Annotated in this window: 1 protein-coding gene; it reads left to right on the top strand. The window is 37.2% G+C overall.

Annotated elements, in window-relative coordinates; genetic code table 11:
- Nucleotides 1-1270 (top strand): ATP-binding protein (locus tag AC29Z1_RS16645; protein WP_488272570.1); only part of this gene is annotated, 1270 nt, incomplete at its 5' end.
- Between the last annotated feature and the right edge of the window lie 346 nt (nucleotides 1271-1616).

Here is a 1616-nt window from a genome sequence, read left to right as displayed (position 1 = left end):
GGTTGGTTTACAATATATACGTCATTCTAAGATACCAAGGTTTAGCCGCTTAGTTGTCGGTTGGACTTATATACTCGTAGGTCTCCTCAATTTTAGCTTTCCTTTCATTGCTTATGGCTCATGGATTCTGCCCTGGGGCTATGCTATAGGCGGAACATTGCGCCTAGTCATTGCTATCGGAACCTTGATATTATTTTTTGAAAAAACTAGAACTGATCTATCCAACAAAGAAATTCAATATAAACTATTAGCTGAAAATGCTATTGACGTAATTTATTATTATCGTCTTCTTCCTGAAGCCACTCTTGAATATATAAGCCCCTCAGTTTTTACAACTACTGGTTATCCTCCTGAAAAATATTACAGCAATAATCAATTAATTTTTGAGCTAGTACATCCTGATGATCGACCCTTATTGGATGATTTCATCAGTAATCTGCCGTACTCTGTTGAAAAACCGCTAACATTACGCATATTAAAAAAAGATAAATCTACCATCTGGATTGAACAAAAATGTGTTCCCATCTATGATCAACAAAGCCAATTAATCGCGTTGGAAGGTATTATCCGCGATATCACTCAGCGAAAAAAACTGGAGCAAATGGCCTCAGCACTCGACAGGATGAATATGGTAGGTAGTATGGCGGCAACCGTCGCTCATGAAATTAGAAATCCCATGACCACAGTACGCGGTTACTTACAGGTGCTGGGTCGAAAAGAAAAGTATCAGGCAGATAAAGAAAAAATTGAATTAATGATTGAGGAAATTGACAGAGCCAATAACATTATACGGGAATACCTCTCTTTGTCTCGTGAAAAATTTGCGAATTTAAAAAAACACTCTTTAAATCACATCGTTGAAGCGCTATTCCCGTTGATACAGGCAGACGCCAATTCCTCCAAAGTATATGTAACCCTTGACCTTAGCGATATCCCCGAATTACCGTTAGACGAAAATGAAATCCGTCAATTGCTATTGAATTTAGTACGAAACGGTATTGAAGCAATGCCGTCAGGCGGTAACCTGGTTATTCGCACTTTCTGCGAAAATAACAAAGCTGTTTTGTCCGTCAGTGACCAAGGAACGGGAATACCACCGTATATACTGGAAAATTTGGGTACACCATTCTTCACAACTAAGGATACTGGCACAGGTCTTGGGCTGCCGATTTGCTACCAAATTGCTCACCGGCATAATGCCAGTATCCAGATTGATACCTGCGATAAAGGAACTACTTTTTCCGTGAGTTTTAATCTACCGGCTTCGTAAAAGCTTAAATTATTTCAGCTCTTTTTCAGTGAGTAAATAACTGAAAAAGGGCTATTATTTTTTATGCGAAATTCACATTATTACAACATTAACCATTCTTTTACATTTATTACAGGAATTATACACTTTTCTCCATAACCCTTAATTAAGGGGGTGATAGTTATGAAGACGTAAGCCTTAATAAAAAACTGTCGTCAAAAACTATCAAAAGGAGAGAGAAATATGATTATCAACAATGAGACAAAAACAAATTCCTTCCCAATAGTAAATACTGAAAATTCAATCAAAATTTATGTGGCTAAAACTCCGGAAGAGAAGAGAGAAATATACCACTTTCGTTATCAAA

It is taken from the genome of Sporomusa sp. (genome assembly GCF_057736855.1).
This window is presented reverse-complemented; position numbering and strand designations above follow the sequence as displayed.